Annotated in this window: 15 protein-coding genes and 2 tRNA genes; 8 read left to right on the top strand and 9 right to left on the bottom strand. The window is 65.4% G+C overall.

Translation table 11 applies throughout. The features are described 5' to 3' along the window. Positions 1-17 precede the first annotated feature (17 nt). Together AN936_RS09435 and AN936_RS09430 are read left to right on the top strand one after the other, a co-directional pair. A complete protein-coding gene (locus tag AN936_RS09435) occupies positions 18-848 on the top strand; it encodes a DUF4198 domain-containing protein (RefSeq protein WP_054587925.1) in 831 nt (276 codons plus the stop codon). A 92-nt stretch (positions 849-940) separates the two neighbouring features. Continuing rightward, on the top strand, positions 941-1,807 hold the full coding sequence (locus tag AN936_RS09430; protein WP_084758265.1) for an FAD:protein FMN transferase: 867 nt from the start codon (positions 941-943) through the stop codon (positions 1,805-1,807). On the opposite strand, the gene AN936_RS09425 is transcribed toward AN936_RS09430, so the two are convergent. From AN936_RS09425 to AN936_RS09410, 4 genes are all read right to left on the bottom strand, one after another. Then, complete coding sequence (locus AN936_RS09425) at positions 1,804-2,487, bottom strand: Fe2+-dependent dioxygenase (protein WP_054587923.1); 684 nt, start codon at positions 2,485-2,487, stop codon at positions 1,804-1,806. The two genes, AN936_RS09430 and AN936_RS09425, sit on opposite strands and share 4 nt — an antisense overlap. 57 nt (positions 2,488-2,544) lie before the next feature. Further along, positions 2,545-4,836 (bottom strand): TonB-dependent receptor, encoded by a 2,292-nt coding sequence (locus AN936_RS09420; RefSeq protein WP_084758264.1) that lies wholly within the window; start codon positions 4,834-4,836, stop codon positions 2,545-2,547. Positions 4,837-5,019: 183 nt separating this feature from the next. After that, positions 5,020-5,781 (bottom strand): energy transducer TonB, encoded by a 762-nt coding sequence (locus tag AN936_RS09415; protein ID WP_234715789.1) that lies wholly within the window; start codon positions 5,779-5,781, stop codon positions 5,020-5,022. A gap of 16 nt (positions 5,782-5,797) precedes the next feature. Beyond that, on the bottom strand, positions 5,798-6,664 hold the full coding sequence (locus AN936_RS09410; RefSeq protein ID WP_054587921.1) for an alpha/beta fold hydrolase: 867 nt from the start codon (positions 6,662-6,664) through the stop codon (positions 5,798-5,800). Positions 6,665-6,768: 104 nt separating this feature from the next. Here AN936_RS09410 and AN936_RS09405 point away from each other — a divergent pair, with 104 nt between their 5' ends. Next, a complete protein-coding gene (locus AN936_RS09405) occupies positions 6,769-7,560 on the top strand; it encodes an SDR family oxidoreductase (protein WP_084758263.1) in 792 nt (263 codons plus the stop codon). 43 nt (positions 7,561-7,603) lie between these two features. Here AN936_RS09405 and AN936_RS09400 read toward each other — a convergent pair. Together AN936_RS09400 and cpdR are read right to left on the bottom strand one after the other, a co-directional pair. Beyond that, positions 7,604-7,678: transfer RNA gene (locus AN936_RS09400), tRNA-Val, on the bottom strand. A gap of 71 nt (positions 7,679-7,749) precedes the next feature. Continuing rightward, positions 7,750-8,127 (bottom strand): cell cycle two-component system response regulator CpdR, encoded by a 378-nt coding sequence (cpdR, locus tag AN936_RS09395; RefSeq protein WP_054587920.1) that lies wholly within the window; start codon positions 8,125-8,127, stop codon positions 7,750-7,752. 208 nt (positions 8,128-8,335) lie between these two features. Here cpdR and AN936_RS09390 point away from each other — a divergent pair, with 208 nt between their 5' ends. Further along, positions 8,336-9,142: an N-formylglutamate amidohydrolase gene (locus AN936_RS09390; RefSeq protein ID WP_054590200.1), complete on the top strand. Its 807-nt coding sequence runs from the start codon at positions 8,336-8,338 to the stop codon at positions 9,140-9,142. 182 nt (positions 9,143-9,324) lie between these two features. Here the strand turns inward: AN936_RS09390 and AN936_RS09385 are convergent. Both AN936_RS09385 and AN936_RS09380 read right to left on the bottom strand, forming a co-directional pair. Continuing rightward, positions 9,325-9,401, bottom strand: a tRNA-Pro gene (locus tag AN936_RS09385). Between the two features lie 107 nt (positions 9,402-9,508). Next, positions 9,509-9,937, bottom strand: coding sequence for a JAB domain-containing protein (locus AN936_RS09380; protein ID WP_054590199.1), 429 nt, complete (start codon positions 9,935-9,937; stop codon positions 9,509-9,511). A gap of 142 nt (positions 9,938-10,079) precedes the next feature. Between AN936_RS09380 and thyA the strand changes: the two genes are divergently transcribed. From thyA to AN936_RS09360, 4 genes are all read left to right on the top strand, one after another. After that, on the top strand, positions 10,080-11,015 hold the full coding sequence (gene thyA, locus AN936_RS09375; protein WP_234715788.1) for a thymidylate synthase: 936 nt from the start codon (positions 10,080-10,082) through the stop codon (positions 11,013-11,015). A 97-nt stretch (positions 11,016-11,112) separates the two neighbouring features. Beyond that, entirely contained in the window at positions 11,113-12,423 is a 1,311-nt protein-coding gene (locus AN936_RS09370) for a 3-methyl-2-oxobutanoate dehydrogenase (2-methylpropanoyl-transferring) subunit alpha (protein ID WP_054587919.1), read from the top strand. A gap of 44 nt (positions 12,424-12,467) precedes the next feature. Next, positions 12,468-13,472: an alpha-ketoacid dehydrogenase subunit beta gene (locus AN936_RS09365; protein WP_054590197.1), complete on the top strand. Its 1,005-nt coding sequence runs from the start codon at positions 12,468-12,470 to the stop codon at positions 13,470-13,472. 4 nt (positions 13,473-13,476) lie between these two features. Then, the gene (locus AN936_RS09360; protein WP_054587918.1) at positions 13,477-14,763 is read left to right on the top strand and encodes a dihydrolipoamide acetyltransferase family protein; all 1,287 of its coding nucleotides are present in this window, start codon (positions 13,477-13,479) and stop codon (positions 14,761-14,763) included. Between the two features lie 107 nt (positions 14,764-14,870). On the opposite strand, the gene AN936_RS09355 is transcribed toward AN936_RS09360, so the two are convergent. After that, positions 14,871-19,931, bottom strand: a complete 5,061-nt coding sequence (locus tag AN936_RS09355) for a hypothetical protein (protein WP_234715787.1) — start codon at positions 19,929-19,931, stop codon at positions 14,871-14,873. Between the last annotated feature and the right edge of the window lie 60 nt (positions 19,932-19,991).

Below are 19,991 nucleotides of genomic sequence, written 5' to 3'. Positions count from 1 at the left end.
ATCGAAGGGACAGGGATATGAAGAAGCATATTTGGGGTTTTGCGGCGACCGCCGTGCTTGCTGCCTTGGCGGCGGTTCCGGCGAGCGCGCATCGCCAGTGGATGCTGCCGTCGTCGACCGTGCTGTCGGGCGACGATGTGTGGGTGACGGTCGATGCCGCGGTGTCGAACGACCTTTTCTATTTCGAGCACCAGCCGATGCGGCTCGACGCGCTGAAGGCATGGGCGCCCGATGGCAACGAGGCAGCGATCGAGAACAAGGCGACCGGCCGCTATCGCAGCACCTTCGACGTTCACCTGACGCAGAAGGGGACGTGGCGGATCGCGTCGGTATCCGACGGCGTGATGGGAACCTATGACCTGAACGGCAAGACCGAGCGCCTGCCGCGCGGCACGACGACCGCAAACCTTGCCGAGCGGATTCCGGCGGGGGCAACCAATGTGAAAACCGCCGAATCGAACAACCGTAACGAGATTTTCGTGACGGTTGGTGAACCGACCACAACGCTGTTCAAACCGACGGGCAAGGGTATCGAACTGGTTCCGGTCACCCATCCCAACGATCTGTTTGCCGGCGAAGCTTCGACCTTCCAGTTCCTGCTCGATGGCAAGCCCGCCGCGGGCCTGCCAGTGACGGTCATCCCCGGCGGTATCCGCTATCGCGACCAGCTCGGGCAGGTCGATCTCAAGACCGACGCCGAGGGCAAGGTCGAAGTCACCTGGCCCGAACCCGGCATGTACTGGCTGAACGTCACCACGCCGCAGGCTGACGGCGCTGTCGAGGGCGCGCCGCCGCCGGTCGCGCGCCGCGCGAGCTATGTGACGACGCTCGAGGTGATGGCGCCCTGACCGACCGCATCCTGATTCCCCGCGCGCTGACGCCGGCGGCCTTCGCCGCGCGCGATGCGACGGCGGCAATCGGGAGCTTTGCGGGCGAAACGATGGGAACGAGCTGGTCGCTGCAGGCGGTGTCGCCGCCCGCGGCGACCGCGCATGGCGTGCAGGCGGCGTTCGACCTCGTCGTCGCCCAGATGAGCCAGTGGGAGCCGGATTCCGATCTGTCGCGCTTCAATTGCGCCGCGCCCGGTGGCTGGCATGCGATCCCGGGGGAGTTCGCCCGGGTCGTTGAGGCCGCGCTCGACATTTCGCGCGCCAGCGGCGGCGCGTTCGACCCCGGGCTTGGCCAGTTGACCGAAGCCTGGGGGTTCGGCAGCCGCAAGTCCGTGGACGCTGTTCCCGATATGGCCGCGATATCCGCCGGGCGGGCGGTCGACTTCGATCCCGCCGGTCCGCGCATCCGGCGCGAAGCGGCCGCGGCGCTCGACCTGTCCGGAATCGCCAAGGGCTATGGCGTCGACCTCGCCGCCGAATGGCTCCTCGACATAGGCGTACGGCATTTCCTTCTCGAAGTTGGCGGCGAACTGCGCGGGGAGGGGATTCGTCCCGACGGCCAGCCGTGGTGGGTCGATACCGAGATGCCGCCTGCGACAGCGGTCACGCCCTATCGCATCGCGCTGCACGACCTGTCGGTCGCGACCTCGGGAAATTATCGCCGCGGTTTCGCAGCCGACGGGCAATATTATTCGCACAGCTTCGACCCGCGTACCGGCCGGCCGATCGAAGGCGACGTGACGTCGGTGACCATATTGCACCGGAGCTGCATGATGGCCGACGGTTGGGCGACGGCGCTGACCGTGCTGGGCCCCGAGCAAGCGATCGCGCTGGCCGACGAGCAGAGTCTAGCCGCCTGTCTGATCGCCGGTAACGTCGAATATCTGTCGCGCGTGTGGCGCGAGATGCTGGACTAGCTGTCCGCCCAGCGGCGCAGCAAATTGTGATAGACGCCAGTGAGGCGCACGACCGTTGCATCGCCCTGACCCATCGCTGCTGCTGCGCCTTGCACCCCCATGTCGAGGTCGAACAGCAGGTTTCGTTGGCCTTGGTCGCGCACCATCGACTGGATCCAGAAGAAGCTGGCGACGCGGGCGCCTGCGGTCACGGGCTCGACGCGGTGCACCGTCGTTGCGGGGTAAAGCACAAGATGGCCCGCCGGCAGCTTAATGCCCGGCGCCTCCGCCATGCCTTCGACGATCAGCCCGCCGCCCTCGTAACTGTCGGGTTCGGCGAGGAAGAGTGTCGCCGACAGGTCGCTGCGCAGCCGGAAATCGCTGCCGCGGCGCATGCGGATCGCGTTGTCGATATGATCGCCGAAGCTTTCCCCGCCGGCGTAGCGGTTGAAATAGGGCGGATAGATTTTGAGCGGCAGCGCGGCGGCGATGAACAACGGGCTGCGGCCAAGCGCATCGAGCACCAGCCGTCCGGCCTCTGCCGCCGCCTCGCCGAATTCGGGGAGCTGTTCGTTGTGCTTGGCAAGCGCGGCCTGCGGGCCCGAGGTTTCGTTGCCGTCGATCCACTGCGCGGCGTCGAGGATGGCGCGGAGTCTTGCGACGCCATCGGCGTCGAGCACATCGGGGATGATCCGGATCATGCGGGCTTTTATGCGAAAAAGGGCGGGAACGGCAATGCGCCGCGCCCGCCCTTTCGATCAGAAGTTATAGAAGAGGCTGAACACCGCCGAACGCGAGTCGCCGGGGGTTGCCCAGCCGCCGGTGATGATCCCCGTCGTCGCATTCGCATTGTTGCGGACGCCGGTGTAATAATCCTCGTTCGTCACGTTGCTGACGTTGACCTGCGCCACGAGGCCGTTCTTGAAGTCGTACGACGCAAAGAGCCGGTGGATCAGATAGTCGTCGACCATGAACTGCGTCCGCTGCAGCGCATTGCGCTGATTGGTCGCGAACTTGCCCTGATAGCTGAGGCCGTAGCCGATCTGTAGCCCGAACGGGAAGGCGTAGGTCGTGAACAGGCTGCCCGAATGCTTCGGCGTCTGGATCAGGCGGTCGCCCGCCTGCGGATCGACGCATCCGCTTTCAAGGCAGAAGTCCGACACGCTCTGCTTCACCTTGCTGTCGAGGTAGGTGTAATTGGCGAACACCGCCCATTCGGGCGTGATGTTGCCGGTCAGGCCAAGCGCTACCCCGTCGACGCGCGAACGGCCGTCGAGCACCTGCAGCGAGGCGGGCTGAGCCGGATCGTTCGAGGGGACACGGAAATTGGTGCGTTCGTTGCGGAACAGTGCGGCGGTGAGCAGCAGCTTCTTGTCGGCGAGTTCAGCCTTCGCGCCGAATTCGATGTTGCGGGCCTTTTCGGGCGCGGTTGCGCAGGGATCGGCAGCGCCGGGCGCGGTCGGCAGGCCGCAGCCCGCGCGAACCGTTGCAGAGGTCGGCGTCCTGGCATTGCCATAGGCGGCATAGAGGCTGACGTTCTCGATCGGGTGGAACACCGCGCCGATGCGATAGGAGAAGAGATTCTCGTCGCTGATCTGGTCGGCACCGCGGGTATAGACCGCGCCGGTCGCTGGCGTCGTCACCGTATCGGCGCGGAAGACGGTGCGCGCATTTTCATAGCGCACGCCGGCGTTGATCTCGAACATCGGCGAGATTTCGAGTGTGTCGAAGGCATAGATCGCCCAGTTGCGCGTGTCGCCATAGCTGTTGCCGGTGCGGACGTAATTGACCGGACCGTTCCAGGCGGTGTTCGGGTTCGACAGGCTGATCGGCGGCTGCGCCGGGTTCGGCGTCGCGCCGCCCGGATTGCGGAGCAGTTGCGCATTTTCGATCGAATAGTCCTCCTGCGAGTAGGAGGCGCCGATGACCAGCGTGTTGAAGAAACCGCCCTTGGCGCCGCTGAGGATCGTCAGGTCGGTCTGGTTGTGGAGCAGGTCGTTGACCTGGTCGCGCACGAGGCCGCGCGGGCCCGCCGGGTAATAGAAGCCGGGGGCATCCTGACCGGCGGGGCAGGGCGCACCGACGGTTGAGTCGGGGCCGGTACCAATCGGCTGAAGGCCGTTCGCGAGGCAGAAGACGCCCTGCGGCGCGCTGGTCTGGCTTAGCTGGTGGACGCGCTGCCAGCGCGTCAGGTTGCGGATCGAGACATTGTCGCTGAACGCGTGGCGGAAGGTCGCGGTCAGGCGATCGACCTTGGTCTTTTGCTCGTCGAGATTGACGATGCCGAAATAGTCGCTGTCATCGACGCCGGGCAGCGGGCCGTTGTTCACGCCGCTGAGGAAGAAGGGGACGCCATAGATCGGGGTGTTGTTATCGTCCTGGTGAATATAGGCGAGCGTCAGGCTGGTGTCGCTGTCGACGCCGATGGTGAACGACGGCGCGACGCCCCAGCGCTTGAAGTTTTCGACGTCGCGGCCGGGCACGTCGTTCTCGTGATACATCGCGTTGAGGCGGACCGCGATCAGCTCGTTGAGCCGCCAGTTGCTGTCGATCGCACCACGGTAATAATTGTCGGTGCCGATCGCGCCCTGCACGGTCGTCGCATCGCGGGCGAAGGGGATCTTGCTGACGAGGTTGATCGTGCCGCCGACGCTGCCCGAACCGTTGAACACCGAATTGGCGCCGTTGTAGACTTCGATCTGCTGCAGGTTGAAGGGGTCGGTGCGGCTGTACTGCGCGCTGTCGCGGACGCCGTCGATGGTGAGGTCGTTGTTCGCCGAATAGCCGCGCAGGTTGATCGAGTCGCCATAGCCGCCGCCGCCTTCGCCGGCGCCAAAGGTGATGCCGGGGATCGTCGACAGCGCGTCGCGCAGTGTCAGCAGATTCTGCTGGCGGAGCTGTTCCTGCGAAACCACCGTGATCGTCTGCGGCGTGTCGACGATCGGCGCCGTCGCTTTCGGTGATTCGACTTCGGTCGCCAGCGTGCCGCTCACGACGATGTCGCTGCGGGTACCCGGCGCATCCTGTGCCTCGTCGACATTCGCGGCCATGGCGGGGGCGCTGACGAGGCTGCCGACGCACGACAGTGCGAGGAAAGTGGCGGATGTGGACTGCTTCACGGTGAACCCCCTTGTTATTGACGGGTGCCCGCTATTGCGAGTCTGTTGCAAAGTCAATGAAATTGAGAATCGTTCTCGATAAAGTCGCAACTTGTCGCAAATCGATGCTTCGCGTCAGCGTCTGCGCTCGAGCCACCAGCTTTGCCGCCAGCCATATTGGCTGGCGATGGGTTCGCCGCTCGCGTTGGTTGCCGGTCTGAAGCGGAAGCGCTTTTCGATCAGGCGGCAGGTCGTGGCGTCGAGCGAGGCGTCGCCGCTCGACCGCGTCACGCGGCACCCGGTAACGCGTCCGGTGGGCAGGATGGTGAAGAGAGTCTCGACTTCGCCGCCGATCTTCGCCCGGCTCGCTGCGGCCGGATAATCGTCGTCGTCGATCCGGCCGCTGCGCCAGACCGGGCGCGTGCCGCCCGAGCCGGTACCTTTGCCCGCGCCGCCGGTCCCCGTCCCGTCACCGGTCCCGCCGGCGCCCGAACCGGGGCCGGGGATCGGCGCCGCTCCCGCCGACGCATCGCTGCCGGTGCCAGGATGCGAGGCGGCCGCCACGGGCGGCGGCACCAGTGGCGGGATTTTGGGTTTCGGCGCGACTATCGCTGCCGCTTTGGCGTGGCGATTGGCCGGCGCGGCTTTACCGCTTGCCTTTTCGCTCGGCTTTTCCGGAGGCACGACCGTTTCGGGGGACGGTTTCGGTGCTGGGATTGCGATCGCCGTAATCGCTTCGCTCAGCTTGCGAACGACATGGAGGTCCAGCCCGGTCACGAGCCCGAAGCCGACCGCGGCGACCGCCAGCAAGGCGCCGCTTCCTGCCGCGATTCGCTGCCGTGCTGAAATCTGCCCCGTATAGGCCATCGACGCCGCCTCGACGCGCGTGCCCGTCACGCGCAACGGACGGGGTTTAGAGGAATTCGTCTAGCGTGGACATGAACCGGTCGAACTGGTCGTGGTGGAGCCAGTGTCCGGCATTTTCGAACTCGATCACTTTCGCGGTGCTGAAATGCTCGATCCGCCCGTCCTTCTCGGGGTTCGATGCCCAGCTATCGGCGCCGTACAGCAGCAATGTCGGGCAGGTGATATTCGCCCACAGCCGGTGCAGATCGTCCTGCGGCATGTCGAAGATCGTCCAGATGTTCAGATAATTGTCGAACTTCCAGCTCCAGCTTCCGTCCTCGTTGCGGTTGATGCCGTGGATGGTCAGGTGGCGCGCCTGTTCGGGCGTCAAATAGCTGTTCTCCGCCGCCATGCGGGCCAGCGCGTCGTCGAGCGTTGCGTAACGCTTCGGCGAGCGCCCCGCCGCATGCCTCTTGTCGGCGATCCATTGCCGCATGCGTTCGTCGAACGACGTCTTTGCCCGCTCTTCCTGTACTGCGGGCGAGGGGCCGAGGCCTTCGATCGACACCAGCTTCTTCACATTGCCGGGATAGAGGCCGGTATAGCGCGTCGCGATATTGCCGCCCATCGAATGGGCGACGATTGTCACCGGCGCGAGATCGAGCTGATGGATCAATTGCGCGAGGTCATAGACGAAGGCGCCCATCTCGTAATTGCCGTCGGGCGACCAGGCGCTGTCGCCATGGCCGCGAAGGTCGGGCGCGATGATATGATAGCGGTCGGCCAATCGCTCGGCGACCCAGTCCCAGCTGCGGCAATGGTCGCGCCCGCCGTGGACGAGCAAGAGCGGCGGCGCGTCCTGATTGCCCCAGTCGGCATAGTGGAGCTTCAGCCGCTGCGAAATGAAGCTGTTCGAAGTGGGGCCGCTTGCCATCGTTTCATCCTTGCTGTCTTGTCGGGTTTCAAAAGGCGACTGATTCATTTCCGTCAACCCCGCACGCGCGGCGCCGGCGGATCACCACATCGGGGAGAAGGATTATGAGTACGTTTCGCGACGACTTGCTGGCGGGCAAGACGGCCTTCGTGGCCGGCGGCACCAGCGGTATCAACCTCGGCATCGCGAAGCGTTTTGCCGAACTGGGTGCCAAAGTCGCCGTAGCGGGCCGTGATCCGGAAAAGGCGCAGCGCGCAGCGGCGGAGATCGGCCATGACGCGATCGGCCTGTCGGGCGACGTTCGGGATTATGCGGCGATTCGCGGCGTGATGGAAACCGTCGCGGACAAGCTCGGGCCGATGGATATCGTCATATCGGGCGCGGCGGGCAATTTCCTCGCGCCCGTACTCGGCATGTCGGCGAATGCGTTTCGCACGGTGGTCGACATCGATCTCAACGGCACCTTCAATGTCTTCCGCGGCTGTCACGACCTGCTCAATCGGCCGGGGGCGTCGCTGATCGCGATCACGGCGGGGCAGGCGGTCAACGCCTCGGCGCTCCAAGCACATGCCTGCGCCGCAAAGGCCGGGATCAACCAGCTCATCCGCGTCCTCGCCCTCGAATGGGGTCCCGAAGTGCGCGTCAACGGCATTTCGCCGGGACCGATCGAGGGAACCGAGGGTATGGCGCGGCTCGCACCCGATGCCGCCTCGCGGCAGGCGCATTACGACCGGATCGCGATGAAGCGTTGGGGCGAAATCGGAGAGGTCGCCGAATCGGCAGTGTTTCTCTGCTCGCCGGCGGCTGGCTATATCACCGGTACGATCCTCGATTGCGACGGAGGCAGCCAGATCGGCGACGCCTCGCGCGGCGATCTGGCAAAGGGAATGGCCTGAACGCAAAAACGCCGCCAACCCTGACGGGTGGCGGCGTTTTTAATGGTGGGCGTGGCAAGGATTGAACTTGCGACCCCTGCGATGTCAACACAGTGCTCTACCACTGAGCTACACGCCCATCCCTTGGGGTGACGCGCCCCCTAATATCCCCTGCATCGCTTGGCAAGCCCTTCGCTTGCCGCGACCTTATTATTGTTGGCTCGACCGGTCGGCCCGGCCGAACAGATTGTCGACCTCGCGCACCAGATCCTTGAGGTGGAAAGGCTTCGACAGCAATTTCGCCTGCGGCACATTTTCTTCGGCGCGCAGCGATACCGCGGCGAAGCCCGTGATAAACATGACCTGTGTCTGCGGCGCGACCTTGGCCGTATGCTGGGCGAGTTCGATCCCGTCCATTTCGGGCATGACGATATCGGACAGCAGCAGGTCGAAGGTACCCGAATCGATATAGGGGACGGCTTCGGTGCCGCGGTCGACCGCGGTGACATGGTAACCGGCGCTGGTCAGCGCCCGCGCCAGATACTCGCGCATCACATCGTCGTCTTCGGCCAGCAAAATGCGAATCATGTCGAACGTCTGTCCCCGGTCCCTCGGCGGCGCCGGCTATTGCCTGCCGCTCCAATCTGAAGTCGTGTCATAGCGCGAGAGATTTAACAAATTCCGGTGCGTGCTGGATTTCGCGAACCTTTTTTGCCACCTTCGCCAAATGCCGCACCGCACCATCCCGCCGGCCGCCATCGCTGTCAATCGACCCGCGGCAAACGGACCGGTTATCGTGTCCATTCCCCACGCCGGACGAATCTATCCACCCGAAATTCTGGCCGCAGCACGAGTCGGGCGCCCCGAACTCGAACGGCTCGAGGATGGCTGGTGCGACCTGATCGCTTCGGGTGCCTGCACGGCCGGCGCGACCGTCGTGCAGGCATTGTGGGCCCGCGCCGTCGCCGATTGCAATCGCGGTGAAAACCAGATGGCGCCGGGCGAGGTTGCGATTCCGCTTCGCGCGCAGTTTTCCGCACCGGGCCGCAAGGAGCGCGCCGGGCTGGGGGTTGTGCCGACGCGGCTCGCCGATTGTGGCCCCTTGTGGAAACGGCCGATCGACCGCGCCGGGCTTCACTGGCGTCTCGAATCCTTCCATCGCCCCTATCAGGCGGCGCTCGCCGAAGAGCTGGCGGCGGCGTACGATCGTTTCGGCTATGCGATCTTGATCGATCTTCACAGCATGCCGCCAATTCCGGCCGGGCAGCCGGGGCATGGCGCACGTATCGTGATCGGCGACCGCTTCGGCGCTACCGCGGGAGCGTCGCTCGTCGAGCTGATCGTCGAAGCGGCGACGCGGCTGGAGGTTCCGGTGACGCGCAACCAGCCCTATGCGGGCGGGCACATCGTCCGGACGCACGGGCGGCCCGAACGGGGGATCCACGCGGTGCAGATCGAAATCGACCGCAGCCTCTATCTGACGCCGGACCGGTCGCCCGATCCGGCGCGGCTGGCGCCGATTTCGGAATGGTTTGCGGAACTTGTGAAGCGCGCGGCTCTGGTGTCGCCGGCAGCCGAAGTTCCGCCGCTCGCTGCCGAATAAAAAACCACCCCATACCGAAGTACGGGGTGGCCAGGGTCCAGGGAGGACGCACCCGCGTCACAGGGACGGGGCACTCACCGCGATGGAAAGGGGGAAAACCATAGCGGCGTGCAACTTATTTAGGGTGTAATGCGCCGCGTTACAAGACGAAGCAGCGTAAAATCTTCAATTAGAGAAGAAATTGGTCGGGGAGAGAGGATTCGAACCTCCGGCCCCTGCCTCCCGAAGACAGTGCTCTACCAGGCTGAGCTACTCCCCGACCGATCTGCGCGCCGACCGGGGTCGCCGCGAAGGCAGGGCGGTCCTCTAGACGCGCAATCTGCGAACTTCAAGCGTCAATCGGCACATTCGGCGCGATTGCCGTTTCTACAGTAATTCTGCACGGCGGAAGCTGAAATGACCGCTCTCGACGAAAATCAGATGATCGACCAGCTCGACGTCCAGCGTGCGCAGGAAAAGCGCCGCTTCCTGCGTGCAGCGGCGGTCGGCATCGCTCGGCCGGGCGATGCCCGAGGGGTGGTTGTGCGCCATCAGGACGCGGACGACGCCGCTGCACAGCAAGCTGCGCCAGCTCTGCGGATAGATGATGCAGCGGCCGCTGCGGTCGCCTTCTGCCTGTTCCAGCCGCACCAGCCGCTCGTAACCGTCGAATCCGGCCAGCAGGAGCGTTTCGCGGTCGGGCGGGAAATGCGGGCGCAGCAGCTCGCACGCGATACCGTCCTCGGATTGGCGCGCGACAAATCCGGGCGGCGCCAGCGGATCGAGCCGTTGGCCGACGGGCTCATGAAGGGTCATTTCCGTGACCATGCATGCCGCGCGGCAAAGTCCAACCGCGGGCCGCGCCATATCGGATATATGGAAGCGATGGCGTTCGCCGCGCCCTTGTCGCTCACCCGCGCGAAGCCTAGCAAAGAGCTTCCAGACCCGGGAGCGACTCTTGCCTGATTCCATCCATTATGAGCTGCAATATCTCGACCTGATGCGCCGCATCTGGGTGGAGGGCGACGAACGCGTCGATCGTACTGGCGTCGGTACGCGATCGCTGTTCGGCGAGACAATGCGATTCTCACTGCGCGATGACGCGATTCCGCTGCTGACGACCAAGCGCGTCTATTGGAAGACCGCGCTCCGCGAACTGCTGTGGTTCCTGACCGGCGACACCAATATCCGGCCGCTGGTTGCGCAGGGGGTGCGGATCTGGACCGACTGGCCGCTGGAAAAATATCGCCGCGAAACTGGCGAAGCGATCAGCGCCGAGGATTTCGAGGCGCGGGTGATCGCCGACGAAGCCTTTGCGACGCAATGGGGCGACCTCGGCCCGGTCTATGGCCACCAGTGGGTCAACTGGCCGCGCTACGAGGCGGCGGGCGAGGGGCTTTTCCGCCGCGCGGCGCAGGGACACAACCAGATTGCGGCACTGGTCGACGGGCTGCGGAGCAATCCGGGCTCGCGGCGCCATATCTTTACGGGTTGGAATGTCGCCGATCTGGATCGGATGGCGCTGCCGCCCTGCCACATGACCTATCAATTCCACGTGCGTAGCGACGGCGGGCTGTCGTGCCTGCTCTTCCAGCGTTCGTGCGACCTCGGCCTCGGCTTCGCCTTCAACGTGTTCGAGGCGGCGTTGCTGACGCGGATGATCGCGCAGCAATGCGATCTCACTGCGCACGAGCTCGTCTGGACCGGCGGCGACGTCCATCTGTACCTCAACCATCAGGAGCTGGTGGAGCAACAGCTGTCGCGCGTACCCGATGGCGCCCCGAAGCTGCGCATCCTGCGCCGGCCGGACAGCATTTTCGACTATAAATTCGAGGATTTCGCCGTCGAATCCTATGCGCCGCAAGCGCATATTTCCGCGCCCGTCGCCGTGTGAGGCGGGCATTGCAATGCCTTCGTGTCGGTAATAATATGTCGTCACGTTGAAATATTAATAAACGGAGCAATGATTCGCTCCGCGAAGGGATGAAGAGATGACCGAGACGCTTCCCAAGGCGAATTTGGGGCGCCCGGCGAGCAACCTGCCGCCGCTGTCGCTCCATATTCCGGAACCGCGCTATCGTCCCGGCGACACGCCCGATTTCGGCGATATCGCAATCCCTGCGGTCGACGCGACGCCGCGTCCCGGCGAAGCGACCAAGCCCGACGCGATGCGCGACCTTTGCTACGGCCTCGTCCGGGTGCTCGATTTCGACGGACAGGCGAAGGGCCCGTGGGATCCGAAGCTGACACCCGACCGCCTGCGCGCGATGCTGCGCTATATGATGCTCGTCCGCGCGTTCGACGATCGGATGTTCCGCGCCCAACGGCAGGGCAAGACCAGCTTCTACATGAAATCGACGGGCGAGGAGGCGACCTCGGTCGCTTCGACGATGGCGATCGACCGGTCCGACATGTGTTTCCCGAGCTATCGCCAGCAGGGCATCCTGATCGTGCGTGATTATCCGCTGATCCAGATGATGAACCAGATCTATTCGAACCGCGGCGATCATCTGCTCGGCCGCCAGTTGCCGATCATGTATTCGGCGCCCGAGCATGGCTTTTTCAGCATCTCGGGCAATCTCGCGACGCAATATCCGCAGGCGGTGGGCTGGGCGATGGCTTCGGCGTCGAAAGGCGACAGCCGGATCGCGACCGTCTGGTGCGGCGAAGGCTCGTCGGCCGAGGGCGACTTCCACTCGGCGCTGACCTTTGCGACTGTCTATAATGCGCCGGTCATCTTCAACGTCGTCAACAACCAGTGGGCGATTTCCAGCTTTTCGGGTTTTGCCGGCGGCGAACGCACGACGTTCGCGGCGCGTGCGGTCGGTTACGGCATCGCCGGGCTGCGCGTCGACGGCAATGATCCGCTTGCGGTCTATGCCGCGACGCAATGGGCGGCCGACCGGGCGCGGACGAACAACGGCCCGACGCTGATCGAGCATTTCACCTACCGCGCCGAAGGCCATAGCACCTCGGATGACCCGAGCGCCTATCGCGCCGCCGACGAAGCGACCGCCTGGCCGTTCGGTGACCCGATCGCGCGCCTCGCCCAGCATCTCGAGACGCTCGGCGAATGGGACGGCGAACGTCAGGAAGCGCTGCGCAAGGAACTCGACGATCTGGTCAAGACGACCCAGAAACAGTCGGAAAAGCTCGGGATTTTGGGTCACGGCATGCACCAGCCGTTCGAAACCATGTTCCAGGACGTGTTCGAAGAGATGCCCTGGCACCTCAAGGAACAGAGCAAGCAGATGCTGGCAGAGCAAGAGGCCAAGTTCGGCCCCAACTGGAAGCCCGAATGATGAGCGCCGAAACCGATACCGTGGCGGGCACCGCCACCAAGACGATGAACATGATCGAGGCGATCAACAGCGCCATGGACGTCATGCTCGGGCGTGACGACAAGATGGTCGTGATGGGCGAGGACGTCGGCTTTTTCGGCGGCGTTTTCCGCGCCACCGCGGGCCTGCAGAAAAAGCACGGCAAGACGCGGGTGTTCGACACGCCGATCAACGAATGCGGCATCATCGGCGTCGCGGTCGGCATGGGGGCCTATGGCCTGCGCCCGGTCCCCGAAATCCAGTTCGCTGACTATATCTATCCCGGTCTCGACCAGCTCGTCAGCGAAGCGGCGCGGCTGCGCTATCGCTCGGCGGGCGACTTCATCTGTCCGATGACCGTGCGCACGCCGTTCGGCGGCGGCATTTTTGGCGGCCAGACGCACAGCCAGTCGCCCGAAAGCATCATGACCCACATCTGCGGCGTCAAGACGGTGATCCCGTCGAACCCCTATGATGCCAAGGGCCTGCTGATCGCGGCGATCGAGGATAACGACCCGGTCGTGTTCCTCGAACCCAAGCGCATCTACAACGGCCCGTTCAGCGGCTATTACGACCGCCCGGTCGAGCCCTGGTCGAAGCATGAAGCGAGTGCGGTTCCCGAGGATTATTACCGCATCGAACTCGGCAAGGCGGCGACGGTACGCGCCGGCGAGGCACTGACGATCCTCGCCTATGGCACGATGGTCCATGTGACCAAGACGATCGTCGAGGAAATGGGCGTCGATGCCGAAATCATCGACCTGCGCACGCTGCTGCCGCTCGACATCGAAGCGATCGAAACCTCGGTGAAAAAGACCGGCCGCTGCCTGATCATCCACGAAGCCACGCGCACCTCGGGCTTCGGCGCCGAACTCGCGGCGCTGGTGCAGGAGCGTTGCTTCTATCATCTCGAGGCGCCGGTCGAACGCGTGACCGGTTTCGACACGCCTTATCCGCATAGCCTCGAATGGGCCTATTTCCCCGGCCCGGTGCGCATCGCGACTGCGCTGACCAATATCTTGAAGGACTGACGCCATGGCTCGCTATTCATTCCGTCTGCCCGACATCGGCGAAGGCATCGCCGAGGCCGAAATCGTCGCCTGGCACGTCAAGATCGGCGAGCGTGTCGAGGAAGACGCGCAGCTTGCCGACATGATGACCGACAAGGCGACCGTCGAAATGGAATCGCCCGTTTCGGGGATCGTCGTCGAACTGGCGGGCGAGGTCGGTGACCTGATCGCGATCGGTTCGACCCTCGCGGTGATCGAAACCGACGGCGACGGCGACGTTGAGGCGCCGCCGGCCGATACGCCGGTCGAGGAAGCGATCGAAGCCGAGACACCCGGTGCTGAAGAGATTTCGGTGGCGGAAGTCGTCGAACCCGCTCCGGCCCCGGTTCCCGTTGCGACAGCGCCGGCGCCCGCTCCCGCGCCGGCACCTGCGCCCGCTGCTGCACATGCCAAGGCCGTGCTGGCCTCGCCCGCGGTTCGCGCGCGCGCCAGGGATCTCGGTGTCGATCTCGGACAGGTTCACGCCGAGGGAGACCGCATCCGTCACGCCGATCTCGACGCCTTCCTGCGCTACAGCGGCGGGCAGGGCTATCATGCGCCGGGCGCCAGCCGCGCCCGCGCCGACGAACCGATCAAGGTCATCGGCATGCGCCGCAAGATCGCCGAGAATATGGCGGCATCGAAGCGCGCGATCCCGCACTTCACCTATGTCGAGGAAATGGACGTTACCGCGCTCGAAGACATGCGCGCCGACCTCAATGCCAATCGCGGCGGCCGTCCGAAGCTGACGATGCTGCCCTTCCTGATCGTCGCGATCTGCCGCACGATCCCTGAGTTCCCGATGATCAACGCGTGCTACGACGACGAGGGCGGCGTAGTGACGCGTTACGGCGCGGTGCATCTCGGCATGGCCACGCAGACCGACGCGGGCCTGATGGTCCCGGTGATTCGCGATGCGCAGGACAAGAATGTCTGGCAACTTGCGAGCGAAATCACGCGCCTCGCCGAGGCTGCGCGCAACGGCAAGGCGAAGGTCGAGGAACTGACCGGTGGCACGTTGACCGTGACCTCGCTCGGCCCGCTCGGCGGCATTGCGACGACGCCGGTGATCAACCGCCCCGAAGTCGCGATCATCGGCCCGAACAAGATCGTCGAGCGCCCGGTCTTCGACGGCGACGAGATTCGCCGTGCGAAGCTGATGAACCTGTCGATCAGCTGCGACCACCGCGTCGTCGATGGCTGGGATGCCGCGAGCTATGTGCAGGCGCTCAAGAAGCTGATCGAAACGCCGGTCCTGCTGTTCGCGGATTGAAAATCATCGTCATTGCGAGGAGCGTAGCGACGAAGCAATCTCCAGCAGGCGGACTTACGGGCCGTTAGCTGGAGATTGCTTCGCTACGCTCGCAATGACAGAGCAGCTTACAACCCCAACCCCTGAAAGCTCGTCTGGTCTAACTTCAGCTTGAAGGTCACATAGGCCCCCGACCGCGAATAGCGGCTGTCCTCGAAATCGCGGTCGTGGAAGCCCGCGAAATTATAGCCGAGCGTCACATTGGCGTTCTTCATCGGCGCCAGCGTCACCGTCGGCCCGCCGGCCCAGCTCGCCGTGTCGGCGTCGGTGCCGACCCGCACGGTGCCCGACGCGCCGACATCGACATGTTCGCCCAGATTGAAGCGGAAGTCGGCGCCGAGCAGGTTCGACCAGCCCCCAACACTGTCCGCGTCGTCGTCCTCGCCGAACCTGTCGAAATTATAGCGCGTGCCCCAGAAAAAGCCGAATTCGGCGCGTTCATACCAGCCGTCGCCGCTGCCGATCCCGCGGTCGCCGAGCGGCGTCCAGTTCAGCGACAGGCTGTTGAGCAGGCGGCGGCTCGTCGCGTCGCCGTCGATCGTCAGCGCGCCGCCGCCGATCGGGCCGGGCTGTCCGGCGACGGCACCCCGCACCTTGTCCGAACGGAACTCGCTCTTGTTGAGCCACGATACGCGCGATTCGGCGGGGCGATGCGCCCAGCTCATCTCGAAATTGATGACCTCGGTCGTCGGCGTCGTGCCGCTGCCGCTCGCCTTGGCATAGGTGAAGAGCGCGCCGAGCGCCCGGCCTTCGCCGAGCTGGCGGAGACCGCCGAGGGTCAGGCCGTAACGATCGGCAAGCTCCCCGTCGCGATATTCGGCGCGGCCCGTCAGCGTCCAGCGGTCGGCGCGCCAGGTGGCGCCGGTGCTGATCGCAAGGAAATCCTCGGTCAGCGTTCCATTGCCGCCAAGAAAGCCGCCCGATGCGACGGGATGATCGACATTGAGCACATCCCTGGCGCGAATGCCGCCGAGCGTCCGGTTGCCGTCGACCGACAGATCGACCGACCAGCGCTCGCCGAGCTTCAGCGACTGCGACAGGCCATAGGCGGCGAAGCTGCGCGGGCCATATTCGCCAATATCCTGTTGGTTGGCGGTGGCGAGCAGACGTGCACCGGCCCATGGCGCAAGGTCGAAGCCCAGCCGTGCGGTGCGCGCCTCGATGCTGTCGCCATCAGCGATTTCATAGCTGCCGACGAGATTGACGTCGCGGTTGATCGCGAAGCGCGCGCCGAGGCGGTGACGGGTCGGGAAATCCACGCTCGCGTCCTTGCCGCCCAGTGCGAAGTCGGTCTGTGCGTCGAGTTCGAGCCGCTTGCCCATTAGGCGCTGGGTGGCGCCGAGCTGGACAAGGTTCGACGTGTTGCGCGCGCCATCCGACAGGCGATCGTCGGCATGGGTCAGGCCGGCGCGCGCCACCGTGGTACCATTGTCGTATTCGGCGAGGACACGCGCGGCGCGGCGGCGCGAGCCGACGTCGAGATAATCTTCCTGCCAGGCACTGCCCGTAACCGACAAGGTCTTGGTCGCCCGCAGCCGGGCGTCGACGCCGAATTTGCGCGTGCCGTCCTCGCCGCGATTGAGCTGCCCGGCGCCGAAACCCGTCTCGCGCTCGCGGACATAGGCAAGGACGTCCATCTTGCTGCTGTGGTGCTCGGCCTCGACCAGCCACGCCTTCGCGCTTCCCGCGGTAGCGGCGGGGCTGCCATTCTGCGCCTTGGCATCGCTGATCGCCATTTCGGCGCGGATTTCGGTATCGATGCCGGGGCGATAACGGGCGTCGACGCCGCCGAGATTCGTCTTGGCGTTGCCATCCTCGTCGTGGATCAGCGTTGCGCCGACGCGCAGCTTCTCGTCGTGCGACGACAGGCTGACGCGGCCGCCCGCGTTGAGCACGCGCTGGCCGACGCCATCGACTTCATATTCGGCGACAATGAACTGGGGATCGAGCCCCGACGAGCGGCTGAGCACCGGTTCGCGGAAGCGGAGCGTCCCCGCCAGATAGTCGATATCGTAATCGACATGCCGGGTCAGCGTGATCGTTTCGACGATCCGTTCGCTATGCAGCCGGTCGCGCGTTTCGATGACAATCCGTTCGCTGTTCGGCAATATGTCCCTGGCGCCGAGCTGGTACGGCCCGGTCAGGCCGTTGCCCTGAATCTCGTCGCGGCGGAAGCGATAGGGGGTGTCGGCGACGAAGGCGGTCGCAGCGAGATTGCGGCCGCGATATTCCGCCTTGCCGCCGTTCAGTGCGCGCTGGTAGCGGGCGAGTTGGGGCTCCGAAATGCCGGTCTCGATATCGCCGAACATCGCGTAGAATTGCGGGCGCTCGAGCCGGAGATAGAGCTTGCGCACCGACGCTGCATCGTACCGCGTCTCGTTGCGGTCGGCGTAGATGGTGTAATAGGCGCGCGGGTCGATGACGCCGCCGAAGCGCGTGTCGTCCTGATCCTTGTCGCTGTCATAAGCCAGCGTCATCAGCCATTTGCCGCGCACCCGGCCCTTGGCATAGAGCGCGAGGCGGGCGTCGGCGTTGAGATCGTCGAGCGTTTCGGCGACGGGCTCCATCCGGTCGTCGAGCGTGTTGTAGCCGAGCGTGCCCGCGGCGAAGCCGACGACGGTCCATGGCCGATCGCCGGGATCGAGCCAGGTTTCGACGGTCTGCTTGCGCTCGATCTTGTCGTCGCGAAAGGTGAAGTCCATCGCCAGCGTGCCCGAGGCGGTCGTGGGTTCGAGTTCGATGTACGCGACGCCGTCGTCGCCATCGATCTTCCACACCGGCCGCGCGCGTTCGAGCCCCGACAATTGGCGCGCCTGCTGGGCATCGGCCTCGACCGCCGGATAATAGGGCGCCGGGACGCTGAAATCGCCGGTCAGCCCGCTGCGCACGGGCTTGCCGTCGCGATCGGTCAGGCGCACCGCGATGACGGGCCGCGTCACGCCGTCGGCGATCAGCACAGAGCGTTCACGGATCAGCGTCGCGCGCATCGGGGTGATCGAATAATGGACGCTGCGTTCGAGCGTCTCGACCGTGGCGCCGGCGGCGTCCTTTACCTCGGCGGAAAGGCGATTCTCGCCGTCGCCGATTTCGATGCCGCGCCACATGCTGACGATGACGCTGCCGTCGGCCGACTTGCGTTCGCCTTCATAGCTGAGATCGCTGACCGGCTTGCCGTTGACGCGCAAGGTGACGGTCTGGCCCGGCAGATGCTTGACCACGGCGCGCACCGACTTGGCGCGCGGGTTATGATCGGTGCCGGGGAAGACCCAGCCGGTGCCCGGCGTCTCGCCCGCCAGCCAGTCGCGGTTCGCGCCGGCGGCGTCCTGATCGCTGAGCACCGTCGGCGCGACGGTGGCAGCGGTCTTGGGCGCTGCGCGCGGGGCGCTGGCGATGGCCCGGAAATCGGCGCGTTTCAGCGCGCCGCCGCGGCCTTCGACGAAGCGCGAGATCGGGCTGCCCGCGCTCTGCGTCGAACGCGCGCAGTCGATCGCCTCGCGGTCGAGCGGCAGCGTCGACGGATCGATCTGCACGACATGCAGGCCCGGACGCACGCCCTCGAAATGATAGCGGCCGCCTTCGTCGGTGACGGCGTAGCTGCCGTCCTGCAACATGACACGGACGCCCGGGATTCCGTTCGCCTTGCCGGGATTGACGCCGCAGCCGCCGTCGGTGATGCGGCCGATGATCGTCATCCGGTCGCCGAGCTGGTCGCGTTTGATCGATATCGTCGCCTCGGCGATATTGCTCTGTGTTCCGCGGTTGTCGGTGGCGGTGGCGCGGTTGAGGGCATTGCCCGGCTGGGCCGAAACGACGACCTCCGCAAGATAGGTGAGCAGCGCCGAACGCCCCGCAGCAATGCCGGGCAGGGTGACCGAAAATTCGCGGCCGTCCGCGGCGACATCGGCGGTAACCAGCACGCCATCGACGCGCACCGTATCGGCACGCAGGCGCATCCCGGCGGGCAGCACGTCGCTGACCGTCACAGCACCGGTACGCCGGCGGGTGTCGCGGTTTGCGACCTCGATGCGATACTGAATGACGTCGCCGGGTACCGCGACCTGCGTCGAGGTCGTCTTGCGCAGCACCAGCGGCAGGCCCGGCTGGTCGACGGGAATGTCGACCCGTACCGGTGCAGGGCTGTCGAGCGTGAAGGGCGAGCCATAGCTCGCGCCGTTGATCACGAACGGCAGACCGTCGTCGGGGCGGCGCAACCCCGCGAGGTCGGCGGGGCTCGATTTCGAGGGCGCGGTGTAAGGCGCCGGCGGTTCGACGACGAGGCGGTAGGTGCCCGGCGCGACGAAGGGGAAGCGATAGTCGCCGGGCGGAAAATCATAGATCGTGCCGCCTGAATCGCGGACGCTCTGGCCGGTGATCACGCTGGACGGATAGATCGACACGCCGTCGTCGCCGAACACCTGCGCGGGTCGGCCGGTCGAGGCGTCGACTATCGTGACGCGGCTGCCCGGCACCGGCGCGCCGTCGCCGCTGTCGAACACGATACCGAAAGGATCGACAAGGAAGTCGAGCGTGGCGAGCGCGACAAGGCTGGCGTCGGCGCGGTCGGTGACCTGCAGCTTGACCGGCGAGCCGGGCGTCACCGACAGGCGGCAATCGCCCGCGACGATCGCGGGCGGAACCCCGATCGTGTTGATGATACCGACAAATTCGCCGCTGTTCGCCGCCGTTTCGGTCAGCGTGATCTGCTCGCGGTCGCCGTTTTCGAGCGCCAAGGTGACGGGCAGGGCGTCGCGCTGCTGCGGGTCGCGATTTGCCGACGCAAGGACGACGCCGACGACGACGATTTCGCCGGCGCGGAAGCTGTCGCTGCTTTGCAGCGCGGCGGGGCTGGTTGCGATCCCGGCATAGGCGCCGGCAAGATCGATCCGCTTCGTGCCCGCGATGCTCTCGCATTGCGTGGGAGCCAGCGGCGCCGATTTCGTACCGGTCTCACCGAGGCGATAGGTGGTGATCCGCGGCGGCTCGGGCGGGCGCTGGCGGACCGTCAGGTCGACGCGATTCGACAATACCTCGCTCGCACCGCCGCTCCACGACGCGGACGCGGTGTTGGAAATGACCTGCGCGCCCGCGCCGGTCGCAGGCAGCAACGCTGCCGCGACCAGGGCGGTCACGAGGCCTAAATATTTGGTGGAGAGCGCCATTGCAGCCCCGAAGGGAGCAGCGGTCCCCGG

This window comes from Sphingopyxis macrogoltabida (assembly GCF_001307295.1).
GTDB lineage: Bacteria > Pseudomonadota > Alphaproteobacteria > Sphingomonadales > Sphingomonadaceae > Sphingopyxis > Sphingopyxis macrogoltabida_B.
The sequence above is the reverse complement of the archived record's forward strand: the minus strand, read 5'-3'. Positions and strand labels throughout refer to the sequence as shown.

Excerpts from the sequence above, each read along its gene's own strand:
- AN936_RS09435 (WP_054587925.1), top strand. The coding sequence starts at position 18 with ATGAAGAAGCATATTTGGGGTTTTGCGGCGACCGCCGTGCTTGCTGCC.
- AN936_RS09430 (WP_084758265.1), top strand. The coding sequence starts at position 941 with ATGGGAACGAGCTGGTCGCTGCAGGCGGTGTCGCCGCCCGCGGCGACC.
- AN936_RS09425 (WP_054587923.1), bottom strand. The coding sequence starts at position 2,487 with ATGATCCGGATCATCCCCGATGTGCTCGACGCCGATGGCGTCGCAAGA.
- AN936_RS09420 (WP_084758264.1), bottom strand. The coding sequence starts at position 4,836 with ATGGCCGCGAATGTCGACGAGGCACAGGATGCGCCGGGTACCCGCAGC.
- AN936_RS09410 (WP_054587921.1), bottom strand. The coding sequence starts at position 6,664 with ATGGCAAGCGGCCCCACTTCGAACAGCTTCATTTCGCAGCGGCTGAAG.
- AN936_RS09405 (WP_084758263.1), top strand. The coding sequence starts at position 6,769 with ATGAGTACGTTTCGCGACGACTTGCTGGCGGGCAAGACGGCCTTCGTG.
- cpdR (WP_054587920.1), bottom strand. The coding sequence starts at position 8,127 with ATGATTCGCATTTTGCTGGCCGAAGACGACGATGTGATGCGCGAGTAT.
- AN936_RS09380 (WP_054590199.1), bottom strand. The coding sequence starts at position 9,937 with ATGACCCTTCATGAGCCCGTCGGCCAACGGCTCGATCCGCTGGCGCCG.
- AN936_RS09370 (WP_054587919.1), top strand. The coding sequence starts at position 11,113 with ATGACCGAGACGCTTCCCAAGGCGAATTTGGGGCGCCCGGCGAGCAAC.
- AN936_RS09365 (WP_054590197.1), top strand. The coding sequence starts at position 12,468 with ATGAACATGATCGAGGCGATCAACAGCGCCATGGACGTCATGCTCGGG.
- AN936_RS09360 (WP_054587918.1), top strand. The coding sequence starts at position 13,477 with ATGGCTCGCTATTCATTCCGTCTGCCCGACATCGGCGAAGGCATCGCC.